The 14,705-nt window shown below is 29.8% G+C and carries 6 protein-coding genes and 2 pseudogenes; 7 read left to right on the top strand and 1 reads right to left on the bottom strand.

From position 1 onward, the window contains the following. The first annotated feature begins 3 nt into the window (after nucleotides 1-3). Nucleotides 4-2,307 (top strand): coiled-coil domain-containing protein, encoded by a 2,304-nt coding sequence (locus tag VLK81_RS05445; RefSeq protein WP_324619649.1) that lies wholly within the window; start codon nucleotides 4-6, stop codon nucleotides 2,305-2,307. Between the two features lie 563 nt (nucleotides 2,308-2,870). Here the strand turns inward: VLK81_RS05445 and ychF are convergent. Next, complete coding sequence (gene ychF, locus VLK81_RS05450) at nucleotides 2,871-3,962, bottom strand: redox-regulated ATPase YchF (RefSeq protein ID WP_324619650.1); 1,092 nt, start codon at nucleotides 3,960-3,962, stop codon at nucleotides 2,871-2,873. Between the two features lie 215 nt (nucleotides 3,963-4,177). On the opposite strand from ychF, the gene VLK81_RS05455 reads away from it, so the two are divergent. The 6 genes and pseudogenes from VLK81_RS05455 (at nucleotide 4,178) to VLK81_RS05480 (ending at nucleotide 14,610) form a co-directional block, all read left to right on the top strand. After that, nucleotides 4,178-5,956 carry an aminopeptidase P family protein gene (locus VLK81_RS05455; RefSeq protein WP_324619651.1) on the top strand — a complete coding sequence of 593 codons (1,779 nt, stop codon included), beginning with the start codon at nucleotides 4,178-4,180 and terminating at the stop codon, nucleotides 5,954-5,956. Nucleotides 5,957-5,967: 11 nt separating this feature from the next. Continuing rightward, a pseudogene (gene uvrC / locus VLK81_RS05460) lies at nucleotides 5,968-7,822 on the top strand (excinuclease ABC subunit UvrC). Next, nucleotides 7,803-8,723: an HPr(Ser) kinase/phosphatase gene (gene hprK, locus VLK81_RS05465; protein ID WP_324619652.1), complete on the top strand. Its 921-nt coding sequence runs from the start codon at nucleotides 7,803-7,805 to the stop codon at nucleotides 8,721-8,723. Before uvrC ends, hprK begins: the two are co-directional and overlap by 20 nt. A 113-nt stretch (nucleotides 8,724-8,836) precedes the next feature. Then, nucleotides 8,837-12,371: pseudogene (gene nifJ / locus VLK81_RS05470) on the top strand (pyruvate:ferredoxin (flavodoxin) oxidoreductase). Nucleotides 12,372-12,548: 177 nt separating this feature from the next. Then, a complete protein-coding gene (gene tnpA / locus VLK81_RS05475; RefSeq protein WP_324618628.1) occupies nucleotides 12,549-13,022 on the top strand; it encodes an IS200/IS605 family transposase in 474 nt (157 codons plus the stop codon). Nucleotides 13,023-13,188: 166 nt separating this feature from the next. Beyond that, complete coding sequence (locus VLK81_RS05480; RefSeq protein WP_324618672.1) at nucleotides 13,189-14,610, top strand: IS3 family transposase; 1,422 nt, start codon at nucleotides 13,189-13,191, stop codon at nucleotides 14,608-14,610. The last annotated feature ends 95 nt before the right edge of the window (nucleotides 14,611-14,705 follow it).

Genomic DNA, 14,705 nt, shown 5'->3' on the forward strand with positions numbered 1-14,705 from the left:
AAAATGAATAAAAAAATAATGAAAATTGTATCAGGTGTAAGTGTTATTTCATTGGTTCTTACAAACTCTGTTTATGCTGATATTCCAAAGGTAAGAAAAAATGAAACTATATTTGTTAACAAAATAGGGGATGAAGTAAAAGATAAAACTGTATCAGTTTGGCTAAATAGCGATGATAAAATTAATTTAAAAGATAAATCTAATTTAAAAGAAATTAAAAATCTTAAAACTGACGAGCTTGTCAATGTAAATAGTGGATATATTGATTGGAATGAAAATAATAGAGATATTTATTATCAAGGAAAAACAGATAAAGAATTGCCAGTTGACGTAGTAGTTAAATATATATTAGACGGTAATGAAATTGAAGGAAAAGATCTTGATGGTAAAAGTGGACATTTGAAAATCGAAATAAAAGCCATCAATAAATTAAAAAATCAACGAAATATAGACGGAGATGAAAGAGATATTTATTCTCCATATATAGTAATTACAGGAATGACTTTTGATGAAGATACAGCTAAAAATATAAAGACAAGAGATGGTAAATTAGCAAAAGACGGAAAAAACCAAATTGTTACAGCAATATTAACACCAGGGATAAAAGAAAATTTTAAAGATATTATTGACGGTGATAAGCTTGAAAAACTAAATAGTTCAATAGAAATTGAATTGGATATAGAAAATTATAAATCTAATGAAATTTACTCACTAATCACCAATGAGTTTTTCCAAAATGATGATAATTTATTATCTTTTGAGGATTTAGAAAATGGAATTTCAGATTTAGAAGAAAACGCAGGAAAATTAGTAGATGCTTCGGGAAAATTTAAAGATGGTGGAATTAAAATTGATGATGGAGTAAAAAAACTTAATGAGGGAGCGGAGAAATTATCTAAAGGATCAGACAAGTTAGTAAAATCATTTGATAATTTTTCAAGTGCCTTAAATAATATTCCAGATAAAATTAAACCTGCTGGTTCTGCTTTATCTAGATTAAATGAAGGTTCAACAAGCTTATATAATGGAGTTAACAAATATACAGCTGGAGTAGATCAAATATCAAATAATATGGATGAATTTAAAAAAGGATCTATAGCTTTATATGATGGAGCAGAAAAATTAGAAAATGGTCTAGGTAAATTAAAAAATGCAACTAAAAAATTAAGTGAAGGTATTTCTGGAGAAAAAGGAGGAGATTTTGTAGAATTAACTAATTCTTTGAAAGATCTAAGTGGTGGACTTAAAAGCTTTGAAGAAAAGATTACTCCTTTAGCAGACAATACAAAATTATTAAATGATGGACTAAAAACCTTAAAAGAATCATCTGAAGATTTGGCAAATGGTATTGGATCAGTAAACTCAGCTTTAAATAATATGCCAAATCCACAGGAAAATTTAGGAGGAATTTATCAAGATTCACAACAAATTGATAACTTAATTGCTAGTTTAAATTCAAAAAATCTAGATGGATCTTGGGATGAAGAAATAAATGCTTTAAGCTCAATTAGTAATGATCTTAAAGTTCAAAGTGGTACAATAAAAACTAATCTTGAAGGTTTAAGTAATTTTAAAGAATCTATTACACAAATTTCTGAGGGAGCAAATAGCCTTTCAAATGGAATTGGACAGGCAGCATCTAATTTTGAAAAGATTGATGTAGAGTTAAGCCAATCTAAAGAAAAAATAGGATTTGCAGCTGAAAGTTTATCTAAAGCTAGTGAAAAAATAGCAGAAGGTTTAGATAAGAGCGACCTCAAAAAATTACAAGAATCAATTTGTGCACTAGACGAAGCTACAGGAACTTTATTTGCTGGATCAACAGAATTAAAAAATGGAGCTGAAAAAAATAAAAATGGAATAGCTAAACTTTCAGAAGGTATATTACAAATAAATCAAAATTCTGAAAATCTAAGATCCGGAGCTAAAATGGTTTCTGATGGAATTAATGAATTTTCTAGTAGAGTAAGCTCACTAACAAATTTTAATGAACTTAATGAAAAAGCAATTAATCCAATGTCAAATGGACTTAAAAGTCTAAATAATGGTATTTTAGAACTTAAAAAAGGTTTAGGAGATTTAGGTTCTGCTACAGAATCTTTTAATTCATCATATAGTGAATTTAATTCTGCCTTAACTAACTACAAGGAAATGGGCATAGATAAGCTTGAAGATAAGACAAGTGATCTAAAGAAAGTTAATGACATACTTAAAGAAATGTCAAAAATTGCTAAAGAAAATCCTTCAATAAGCGGATCAACAGATGATTTTGAAACAAGATCTAGAATTATAGAAAAAATAAAATAGAAGATTTTTCTAAATACAATATACTAAAACGAACTTAAAAACAAAAAGCCTTTAATTTTAAAAGCAAAAAAAGCACACTAACGATTAAATGTTAGATGTGCTTTTTTATTAAAAAAAATTGATTTAATAAAAAATGAGTTTATTATAAAAATTTGAAGTAAGCTTTTATCCAAGCCTAAAATTTTAAATTATGTAAAAACATAGGAAAGCAAATTATTATAATAAATATATTTAAAAAAAGTCCATATATTTTAGCTATTTTTCTAGAATTTATTTTTAATAACATATATTAAATTAAAACCATATTTGTTAATATAAAATAATTTTTGAAAAGTCATCGCTTCATTCTTAATAAAAAAATAAAGAGGACTTTTACTTTAGTCCACTTTATTATAGATTTATTCAAGAAATATATTATACATAAAAAGATTAAATATTAACCAATTAAAAATTATCCCTGTTACATTTTTGGTAAAAGCTTGCTGCAAAATATTAAGAAAATATAGGTAAAAACTGATTTATCTTAGTAATATCTAGAAATCATTAAGAGGATTTTGAGAAACCTATACGTTGAACCTAAAGAGAACTACATCTCCATCCTGCATTATATAATCTTTTCCTTCTAGTCTTACAAGTCCTTTTTCCTTTGCTTTAACAAGAGATCCTTCTGCTAAAAGGTCTTTGTAATTTATAGTTTCAGCTCTTATAAAACCTCTTTGAATATCAGAGTGGATTTTTCCAGCGGCATTAACTGCAGTAGTACCCTTTTTTATGGTCCAGGCTCTAGTTTCCATTTCTCCTGTAGTTAAAAAAGACATTAAGCCTAGAAGACTGTAGCAAGATTTTATAAGTCTATTTAATCCAGATTCTTTTAAGCCCATAGTTTCAAGGTATTCTTTCTTATCTTCTTCATCTAGACCAGTTAGTTCTTCTTCTATTCTCGCACAAATAACCACAACTTCTGAGCCTTGATCTTTAGCATATTCAATAACTTTTTGAACATACTTATTTTTTGAGTAGTCATTTACGTCATCTTCATTTACATTTGCACAGTAGATGATTGGCTTAGTGCTAAGTAGATTATATGATTTTAATATTGTTTTTTCTTCATCTGATAGGTCAAGGCTTCTAGCTGATTTACCTTCTTCAAGAACGGAAAGAACTTTTTTCATAACTTCTAATTCTTCTCTTAATTCTTTTTCGGCTTTAGCTTTTTTTTCTAGAGCTGAAACTCTTTTTTCTAGCATTTCTAAATCAGAAAAGATAAGTTCAAGATCTATAGTTTCTATATCTCTAATTGGATCTATTGAACCATCAACATGAACAATGTTTTCATCTTCAAAACATCTAACAACTTCAACTATAGCATCAACTTCTCTTATATGTGAAAGAAATTTATTGCCGAGTCCTTCTCCTTTACTTGCACCTTTTACAAGTCCAGCTATATCGTAAAATTCAATGCTAGCTGGAACTATTTTTTTTGAATTTGATAGTTTAGCTAATAATGTGAGTCTTTCATCTGGGACATCAACTACTCCAACATTTGGATCTATTGTGCAGAATGGATAGTTAGCTGATTCTGCTCCAGCTTCTGTTATACTATTAAATAATGTACTTTTTCCAACATTAGGAAGTCCTACAATACCAAGTTTCATTCGATTTTCCTCGTTTCTTTTATTATCATTTATAATTATAATTTATATATTAGATTTATTCAAGGTTTTCTAATGGTCTTTAATATAGCAGTTTTTAAATATTTTTTTTACTGATTAATAATTTTAAATTTATATTTTAAAATAATATTATTATTAAATTTTATAATTGAAGAATGGTTTAACTTGATATATAATTATTTTGGGAGGTATTATTAATGAATAGTATAAATGATAGAGTTAAAAAACTTAGAAAATTAATGGCTGAAAGAGATTTAGAAGCTTATATTGTGCTTACTTCAGATCCTCATCAATCAGAATATATTGCAGATCATTTTAAGACAAGAGAGTTTATTTCAGGCTTTACTGGTTCTAGTGGTTTTGTTTGTGTAACTAAGGACAAAGCTATACTTTGGACTGATGGAAGATATTTTATTCAAGCAAATTACGAACTTCAAGACTCTGAGTTTAAATTATATAAATTAGGGGTTGAAGGTTTTCCAAGCCTTATAGAATTTTTAAAGGAAGAAGTTCCAGCTCGTAGCAAAATAGGACTTGATGGAGAAAATGTTTCTTATTCTTTGTATAGGGATCTAATTGAAAAACTTGATGATAGACTTTTTATGACAGAGGAAGATTTAATAGATAAAATATGGGAAGATAGACCTAGCCTTCCATCTGAAAAAGTTTTTTATCACGATATAAAATATACTGGAATAAATCCAAAAGATAGGATAAATAAGGTTAGAGAAGAAATGAAAAATAAGGGAGCAGATTATTATTTAGTAACTGCCCTTGATGAAATAGCCTATATTTTATGCTTAAGAGGAAATGATATAGACTATAATCCTGTATTTTTATCTTATGTTCTTATAGATAAAGAAAAAGCTTATCTATATATAGACCAAACAAAAGTTGATGATGAAATAAGATCTATATTAAATGATAATGGAGTTTGTGTAAAAGCATACGATGAAATTTTTAAAGACTTAGAACAATTAAGTGGAAAAGAGCTTTTAATATTTGACCCTTCTACTGCAAACGAAAAAATAATTTCTAAAACTAACCAAGTTCGAAGATTAAAAGAAACTTCAATTATTAAAAAATTTAAAGCTATAAAAAATGAGACTGAAATAGAAAATCAAAAAAATGCCTATATAAAAGATGGAGTAGCTTTAGTTAAATTTTTAAATTGGATTGAAACTGGAGTTAAAACAGGCACCATAAATGAATGGATAGCTAGCGAAAAGCTTCTTGAGTTTAGAAAACAAGGAAGTGATTTTATTGAACCTAGTTTTGAAACTATATCTGCTTATGGTTCAAATGCTGCTATGCCACACTATGCACCAAGTAAATTTAAACATTCTAAATTAACTACTGGTAATTTCTATTTAGTTGATAGCGGGGGACAATATTTAGATGGTACCACAGATATTACTAGAACAATATCTTTAGGTAAACTTACTGAAACAATGAAAAAGCATTATACTTTAACATTAAAATCTCATATAGGACTAGCTAGTGCTGTTTGGAAAAAAGGACAGACAGGTTACTTTTTGGATGCATTTGCAAGAGCACCTCTATATAAATATATGATAGACTTTAATCATGGTACTGGACATGGTGTAGGTTATTTCTTAAACGTTCATGAGGGTCCACAAAATATTTCTTATAGATATTCACCAGTTGCTATTGAACCTGGAATGGTTACTAGTATTGAACCAGGAATCTATATTGAGGGATCTCATGGTATTAGAATAGAAAATATTGCCCTTTGTGTTGAAAAAGGTAAAAATGAGTTTGGAGAATTTTTAGAATTTGAAATGCTTTCATACGTGCCATTAGATACTAGACCTGTTATTACTGAAATGCTAACAGATGAAGAGCTAGATTGGTTAAATGATTACAATAAAACAACTTATGAAAAATTATCTCCTTATTTAACAGGTAATGATTTAAAATATCTAGAAGAAAGCACTAAAAAGTTAGAAAGATAGCTAATTTAATAATGTTTAATATTAAAGAAGAATTAAATAAACTCCCAGATAGTCCGGGAGTTTATTTAATGAAAAATTCTGATGGCGAAATTATCTATGTCGGAAAGGCTATTTCACTTAAAAATAGGGTAAGGTCATATTTTAATAATAGTTCTAAGGGTGCAAAAGTTATTAGTATGGTCTCTCATGTTGAGAGTTTTGAATATATTTTAGTTTCTAACGAAGTTGAAGCACTTGTTTTAGAGAGTAATTTTATAAAAGAAAAAAAAACCTAAATACAATATTCTTTTAAGAGATGACAAGACTTATCCTTATATCGCTATAAAAAATGAAAAATTTCCAAGATTAGTTAAAACAAGAGAAGCAAATAGTAATAAAGATGAATATTTTGGACCATACCCAAATGCTTATGCAGCTAATGAAGCTGTTACTCTTTTAAATAAAATTTTTAAGCTGAGAACATGCAATTTGAACTTTGAAAAGGGACAAAGACTTTCAAGACCATGCTTAAATTATTATATAGGTATGTGTATGGGGCCTTGCATAGATAAGGCTGATGAAGATATTTATCTTGAAAATATTACTAAAGTTAGAGAATTTTTAAAAGGTAAAACTAAAGATGTAATTTCTTTTTTAGAAGAGAAAATGAATCAAGAATCATCTTTGTTGAGATATGAGAATGCAGCTAAGTATAGGGATTATATTAATGAGATTAAGGTTTTATCTATTAAACAAAAAATAACAAATACAAATGAAACTGATGCTGATTTTATAGCACTAATTAGGGGAGACAGGTACCACTGCGTTTCGGTTTTTTATATGAGAGATGGGAAAATAGTTGACCGAGTTAATTATTTTATGAAAGATGACTATAATGAGTCAGATGAACTTGTATTGAGCTCCTTTCTAAAACAATATTATATATCACAAAATTATATTCCTAAAAATATAAACGTAGATATTATTCCAGATGAAATGGAATTAATTGAAGAGTTTTTAACTTCTAGAGCGGGATATAGGGTTTATTTAAATGAAGTAAAGATAGGAAATAAAAAAGATATATTAAATTTAGTAAAAGAAAATGCTAAAGAAGCATTAAAAAAATATGAAAGTAGAAAAAGAAAAAAAGAAAAGATGATACCTCTTGGATTAGAACAATTGATGGAGGTTTTATCTATTTCAAATCTTTATAGGATTGAATGCTATGATATATCAAATATTTCTGGAAAAATGTCAGTAGGATCTATGGTAGTATTTAAAAATGGAATTAAATCCCCGAATGACTACAGAAAATTTAAAATCAAAACTGTAGAGGGACCAAATGATTATAAAAGTATGGAGGAAGTTATTGAGAGAAGATTCATGAGATATATTAGTGAACAAAACAACAATATAAGCTCTTCTTTTTCTGAAAAGCCAGACTTAGTAATTATGGATGGGGGAAGTGGACAAGTTAATTCTTGCAAAAAGTCACTTTCAAAACTTGGGGTAAGTGTAAGTGTGATTGGCTTAGTAAAGGATGACAAACATAGGACAAATAAGATTGAGTACAATGGTATAGAGATACCTCTTAAAATGTCTAGTCCACTATATAGATTTCTATACTCTATTCAAGAAGAAGCACATAGATTTGCTATAACATATCATAGAAGTTTAAGGTCTAAGGCACTGAAAAAATCTTCATTAGACAATATAGAAGGGGTTGGACCAAAAAGGAAAATGAGCCTTATGAAACATTTTAAGACCATTGATAATATTAAAAAAGCAGAAATTAGTGAACTATTAGATGCACCAAGTATGAATAATTTGGTTGCGGAAAATATTTATAATTATTATAGGAGTGATCATGAAGTCGATAACGATTAAAGAAATTCAAGAAAAACTAAATTTAGATATTATTGTTAAAAGCTCTGATTTTGAAACAAGATCTATAACTAATGATGAGGTAAATAGGCCAGGTCTACAGCTTGCAGGTTATATGGAAGGATTTCCATTTAAAAGGTTGCAGCTTATTGGAAAGGTTGAAGCTGATTATCTTAAAGAAATTGACGATAAAATAAAGTACCAAAGATTTAAGGACATTTTATCTTATCCAATACCAGCACTAATTTTTACTCACAATAATGAAATTTCAGATCAAATAATAGAACTTGCAAAGTATCATAATAAAACTATTTTAAGAACGTCTTTAACAACTACAAGACTTATTACAAGACTTGCAAAATTTTTAGATGAAGTTTTTGCTGAGGAAGTAACAATTCACGCTGATCTTCTAGAAGTTTTTGGTATGGGTGTTTTAATTACAGGAGATTCTTCTGTTGGTAAGTCTGAAACAGCCCTTGACCTTATCACTAGAGGTCATAGGTTAGTTGCAGATGATGTAGTTGATGTAGTAAAACTTGACGGAGGTTTGAGAGGTCAAAGTCCAAAAAATATTAGACATTTTTTAGAAATTAGAGGAATTGGAATAATAGATATTCAAAGGTTATATGGTATAGGAAGTGTAAAGCCAGATACATTTATAGATGTTGTTATTCATCTTGAACCTTGGGATGATAAAAAAGAGTATGATAGATTAGGCCTAGATGACTATTATACCGAAATCTTAGGCGAGAAAATTCCTATTATAAACGTTCCAGTTAAGCCTGGAAGAAATATAGCTATGATAGTTGAAGTTGCGATAAGAAATACTAGACAAAAAAATTTAGGATACAATGCTGCTGTTGAATTAAACAAAAGACTTATTGAGGATATGAATAAAAAATAAAAATATACAAATTGACATTATTTTATTTGTTTTATATACTATTCATAGAGGATATTACTTACATATTATTGTAATATTCCTGTTTAAAATTATTAAATTAAGGGGGATATGAAATGGCAAAACATTTTAAAACAATGGATGGAAATACAGCTGCTGCTCATGTAGCTTATGCTTTTAGTGAAGTTGCTGCTATCTATCCTATCACACCATCATCTAACATGGCTGAATATGTAGATGAATGGGCTGCAAATGGAAGAAAAAATATATTTGGCCAAGAAGTTTTAGTTTCAGAAATGCAATCTGAAGCAGGTGCAGCAGGTGCTGTGCATGGTTCTTTAGTTGCAGGTTCTCTAACCTCCACTTTTACAGCATCTCAAGGCTTATTACTTATGATTCCAAACATGTATAAAATAGCTGGAGAACTTCTTCCTGGAGTATTCCATGTATCTGCTAGAGCTCTTGCAACACACGCTTTAAGTATTTTTGGAGACCATCAAGATGTTATGGCTACAAGACAAACTGGATTTGCTTTACTTTCTTCTTCTTCTGTTCAAGAAGCTATGGACCTTGCTGCAGTTGCACATCTTTCTGCAATCAAAGGTAGAGTTCCATTTTTACACTTCTTTGATGGATTTAGAACTAGCCATGAAATTCAAAAAATAGAAGTTCTTGATTATGAAGATCTTGCAAAACTTGTTGATTATGATGCAGTAAATGAATTTAGAGCTAGAAGTTTAAATCCAAACAAACCAAAAACAATGGGTACTGCTCAAAACGGTGATATATATTTCCAAGCTGTAGAAGCTTCAAACAACCTTCTATAAAGACATAGTAGGAATCACAGAAAATTACTTCAAAGAAATCTCTAAGTTAACTGGAAGAGATTATGACCTATTTAATTACTACGGAGCAGAAGATGCTGAAAGAGTAATAGTTGCAATGGGATCAGTAAATGAATGTATAGAAGAAGTTGTTGACTACTTAAATAGTAAGGGAGAAAAAGTTGGCTTATTAAAAGTTAGACTTTACAGACCTTTCTCTAAAAAACATTTCTTAGACAAAATGCCAAGTACAGTTAAGAAAATAGCTGTTTTAGATAGAACAAAAGAAAAAGGATCAATTGGAGAACCTCTTTACTTAGATGTTAAGGGTGTTTATTATGATGAAGATAAAAAACCTGTACTTGTTGGCGGTAGATATGGTCTTGGTTCAAAAGATACAACTCCTTCTCAAATTAATGCAGTATTTGAAAATCTAAAAGAAGATAATCCAAAATCTGATTTCACTATAGGAATCAATGATGATGTTACTCATAAATCTCTTGAAATAAAAGAACAAATCAATACTTCAGATCCTTCAACTATTAGATGTAAATTCTGGGGATATGGATCTGATGGAACTGTAGGAGCTAATAAACAAGCAATAAAAATTATCGGTGATGGCACTGATATGTATGCTCAAGCTTATTTCGATTATGACTCTAAAAAATCTGGTGGGGTTACAATGTCTCACTTAAGATTTGGTAAAAACCCAATTAGATCTACTTATTTAATTGATGAAGCTGATTTTATTTCATGTTCTAGACAAGCCTACGTTTACACTTATGATTTATTAAAAGGTTTAAAGAAAGGTGGAACATTCCTTCTAAACACTATTTGGTCAGAAGAAGAACTTGAAAAACATCTACCTAATAAATTAAAGAGATTTATCGCTCAAAATGATATTAAATTCTATATTATTAATGCTTCAAAAATAGCTGGAGAAATTGGACTAGGAAATAGAACAAATATGGTAATGCAATCTGCATTCTTTAAATTATCAGAAGTTCTTCCACTAGATCAAGCAACAGCAGCTCTAAAAGATTCTATCAAAAAGACTTATGGTAGAAAGGGTGACGATGTTGTTAACATGAACTACAAAGCTGTAGACATGGGAATAGAAGCTCTAGTTAAAATAGAAGTTAAAGATTCATGGAAAAACCTTGAAGATGAAACACATGTAGATATGTCAAGACCTACATTTGTGAGAGAAGTTGCTGATCCAATCAATAGACAAGAAGGATACTCACTTCCAGTTTCTAAATTTGTAGGTAGAGAAAATGGAGAATTCCCAAATGGAACTTCTCAATATGAAAAGAGAGGTATTGCTCTATTTGTTCCAGAATGGCAAATAGATCACTGCATACAATGTAACCAATGTTCTTATGTTTGTCCTCACGCCGTTATTAGACCATTCTTAGTAACAGAAGAAGAAAAATCTAATGCACCTGAAGGATTTGAAACTAAGAAAGCTCTTGGAAAGGGAGTAGAAGATTTAACATTTAGAATTCAAGTTTCTCCTGCAGATTGTACAGGTTGTGGAAACTGTGCTGATGTTTGTCCATCTAAAGAAAAATCTTTAGTTATGAAACCTTTTGAAGAACAATATATTAAAGAAAAAGATAATTGGGATTATGCAGTTAAAAATATTTCTTACAAAGATGAATACTTCCAAGATACTATGCTTAAGGGATCACAATTTAAGCAACCACTTCTTGAATTCTCAGGAGCATGTGCTGGATGTGGTGAAACTCCTTATGCAAAACTAGTAACTCAATTATTTGGCGATAGAATGCTTATAGCTAATGCTACTGGATGTTCTTCTATTTGGGGAGCTTCAGCACCTGCTACAGTATTCTGTACAAATAAAGATGGATGCGGACCTGCTTGGGCTAACTCTCTATTTGAAGACAATGCAGAATATGGATATGGTATGGCTCTTGCTTCAAGAAAAATTAGAGAAAAAATTAGAGATTTAATGCATGAATTCTTAGATTTAAAATTAAATTCAAAATTAAATGAACATTTCCAAAAATGGTTAGATGGTTATAAAGACGCTAAAGTTTCAAAAGTTGAAACTGGCGAAATAATTCCACTTCTAGATCAAAAAACTGGAAATGAAGAAGCAGATAAGATTTTAAAACAAATTATAGATAGAAAAGAATACCTAATAAAGAGATCTGTTTGGGTATTTGGTGGAGATGGCTGGGCATACGATATCGGATTTGGCGGACTTGACCATGTTCTTGCATCAGGAGAAGATATAAATGTTTTAGTATTTGATACTGAAGTTTACTCAAATACTGGTGGACAATCTTCTAAGGCTACTCCAACTGCTGCAGTAGCTAAATTCGCTGCATCAGGAAAGAAAGTTAAGAAGAAAGACCTTGGTTTAATAGCTCAAACTTATGGATATGTTTATGTAGCTCAAATTGGTATGGGTGCAAATATGAATCAAACACTTAAAGCACTACACGAAGCTGAAAGCTATGATGGACCATCATTAGTTATGGCATACGCTCCATGTATCAACCACGGTATTAGAACTGGTATGGGAACAGCTCAAAAGCACATTAAGAAAGCTGTTGAATGTGGTTATTGGCATCTATACAGATTCGATCCAAGACTTAAAGAAGAAGGAAAGAATCCATTTATACTAGATTCTAAAGAACCTACAGAATCATTCCAAGACTTTATAAGATCAGAAGTTAGATATACTTCACTTGCTAAGTCATTCCCTGAAAAAGCAGAAGAATTATTTGCTAAAGCTGAAGAAGACTCTAAGGAAAGATATAAAACTTATAAAGAATTAGCTGAAAAACAATTCTAATAAAGATTTTCAAACTCCCACTTTTGTGGGAGTTTTTTTATTGTGCGCTTTAGCATGAATAAACCACCAGCTATGCTGGTGGTAGAAAAATAAGCTTTAGCTTCAAGCAAAAAACCTCCCATGATAAACTATTTATGTTACTGGCAGTAGCATAGACAGAAAAGGGAGGTATCCTAAATGGATAATAATAGTTTATCACATACATCATGGAATTGTAAGTATCATATAGTATTTGCTCCAAAATATAGAAGACAAGTAATATATGGAAGGTTAAAACAAGATATAGGAAAAATATTAAGGGACTTATGTGATAGAAAAGGAATAAGCATAATAGAAGCAGAATGTTGTCCAGACCATATTCATATGTTGTTAGAAATTCCACCGAAATACAGCATATCTCAAACAATGGGCTATTTAAAAGGAAAAAGTAGTTTGATAATATTTGATAGACATGCAAACTTAAAATACAAATACGGAAATAGACATTTTTGGTGCAGAGGATATTATGTAGATACAGCAGGAAAAAATGCGAAAAAAATACAAGAATATATAAAAAATCAATTAAAAGAAGATTACATGGCAGACCAAATAAGCATTAAAGAATTTGTAGACCCGTTTACGGGAGAGCAAGTAAACAAAAGCAAAAAGTAAGGTGCTTTAGCACCAGCTGTGAAAATTGGTGCACGAGAAAGAAAGTTCGAAGCATGAAATGCTGCCGGTAACAGCCCCTTATAGGGGCAAAACAAACCACCGGCTTATGAACTGACCCCAAAAAGTTGGACCTAAAAAAACCAACTTTGAGGAGGTCAGTTTTTTCATGACAAAATATAGTACAGAATTTAAGATGAAAATAGTACAAGAATACTTAAATAAAGAAGGAGGATATAAATATTTAACTGATAAATATGGACTCAGTGATCATTCAGTAGTCAGAAGATGGGTAAATTCATACAAAACACAAGGATATGAAGGCTTAAAAATTTCTAGAAAAAATAATAGTTACTCTTTCGAATTTAAGAAGAATATAGTAAACTTGTACTTAACAGGAGAAATGTCCTATCAAGAACTTTCTAATCAATTTAAGATTAATAATCCAGCGATCATTGCTAGATGGGTAATTGATTTTAGAAATCAAGGACTTGATGGACTTAGACCTAAAAAGAGAGGAAGACCTTCAAGTATGACTAAAGATAAAAATAATGAAAAAGAAAAAGAACAAGTAAAGAAAGAATATTCTAAGGAAGGGATAGACGAAATTGCTGAACTTAAAGATAAGCTTTACTGGGCACAAATGGAAATAGATTTTCTAAAAAAAAAAGATGGAATTAGAGGACGAGGAAGATCAGAAAATGAGAGAATGGCTAGAATAATTCACTCATTAAGAGAAAAATATCCACTAAAAGATTTACTTAAACAATTTAATTTTCCAAAATCAACATACATGTATTGGCAAAAAAGATTTGATAGAAAAAATAAAGATGAAGCCTTTGAGAATCAAATCAAGAAAATGAGAAAAGATAATCCAAACTATGGATACAGAAGAATACATGCGATGCTTAGAAGACTTGGAATTTTAATAAACAAGAAAAAAGTTCAAAGGTTGGTACAGAAGCTGAAACTTCAGGTAACAAACTTTGCACGTAAATCAAGAAAATATTACTCATACAAGGGAACAGTAGGTAAAGTAGCACCAAATAGGATAAAAAGAAGATTTAAAACATCTGTAGTACATCAAAAAATCACAACAGATACAAGTGAATTCAAATACTATGAAACAGATAAGTATGGGAATATGCAAGTAAAAAAACTTTACTTAAATCCTTTCTTGGATATGTTTAATGGAGAAATCATTAGCTATTCAATAACAACTTCACCTACATTAGATGCAATAATAACATCACTTGAAGAAGCAATTTCAAAGACTTCAGATTGCAAGTTTAAAAGAATATTCCATTCAGATCAAGGATGGGCATATCAATTAAAACAATATACTGAAAAATTAGAATCTAATGGAATTTTACAGAGTATGTCAAGAAAAGGAAATTGCTTAGATAATTCTCCTATGGAGAATTTCTTCGGGATATTAAAACAAGAAATTTACTATGGTAGAACGTTTAAATCATTTAACGAACTAAAAAAGACAATAGAAGAATATATAAAATATTACAATGAAGATAGAATAAAAGAAAAACTTGGATATTTAAGTCCAGTTGAATATAGGAAATTGAATGCAGCTTAGCTGCGATTTCCCCTAGGGGAAATATGAGGACAAAAAAACCAGAGACAAATATTTCTAAATGTCTCTGGTATAAAGTCCAACTTTTTGGGGTCACC

Origin of the sequence: Citroniella saccharovorans (assembly GCF_035481615.1) — a bacterium.
Lineage (GTDB): Bacteria > Bacillota > Clostridia > Tissierellales > Peptoniphilaceae > Citroniella > Citroniella saccharovorans.

What these genes read in the sequence shown, in the direction of transcription:
- VLK81_RS05445 (WP_324619649.1), top strand. Translation starts at nt 4, where the DNA reads ATGAATAAAAAAATAATGAAAATTGTATCAGGTGTAAGTGTTATTTCA.
- ychF (WP_324619650.1), bottom strand. Translation starts at nt 3,962, where the DNA reads ATGAAACTTGGTATTGTAGGACTTCCTAATGTTGGAAAAAGTACATTA.
- VLK81_RS05455 (WP_324619651.1), top strand. Translation starts at nt 4,178, where the DNA reads ATGAATAGTATAAATGATAGAGTTAAAAAACTTAGAAAATTAATGGCT.
- hprK (WP_324619652.1), top strand. Translation starts at nt 7,803, where the DNA reads ATGAAGTCGATAACGATTAAAGAAATTCAAGAAAAACTAAATTTAGAT.
- tnpA (WP_324618628.1), top strand. Translation starts at nt 12,549, where the DNA reads ATGGATAATAATAGTTTATCACATACATCATGGAATTGTAAGTATCAT.
- VLK81_RS05480 (WP_324618672.1), top strand. Translation starts at nt 13,189, where the DNA reads ATGACAAAATATAGTACAGAATTTAAGATGAAAATAGTACAAGAATAC.